General features: G+C 58.1%; 1 protein-coding gene. It reads right to left on the bottom strand.

Annotation, left to right across the window (positions count from 1 at the left end; translation table 11 throughout):
• The coding region (locus AAEZ05_RS29390; protein WP_350650147.1) for a thiamine pyrophosphate-dependent enzyme at positions 1-253 on the bottom strand (253 nt) is incomplete at both ends.

Below are 253 nucleotides of genomic sequence, written 5' to 3'. Positions count from 1 at the left end.
GGGCCATCATGGGCCAGCGCACGACGCAGGGCCGGCTCAAGGTCTTCGGATTGCTCCACCCGAATGCCCAAGATCCCCATGGCATTGGACATGGCCGCGAAGTCCGGGTTTTTCAGCTCGGTGCCAGTGTCCAGGTAACCCGCCGCCTTCATCTCCATGGCAACAAAGCCCAGGGACGAATTGTTGAACACCACCAGTTTGACCGGCAATTGCAGCTGTGCCAGGGAAATGAAATCCCCCATCAACATAGTGA

Source organism: Pseudomonas sp. HY13-MNA-CIBAN-0226, assembly GCF_040310305.1.
Taxonomy (GTDB): domain Bacteria; phylum Pseudomonadota; class Gammaproteobacteria; order Pseudomonadales; family Pseudomonadaceae; genus Aquipseudomonas; species Aquipseudomonas gregormendelii.
The sequence above is the reverse complement of the archived record's forward strand: the minus strand, read 5'-3'. Positions and strand labels throughout refer to the sequence as shown.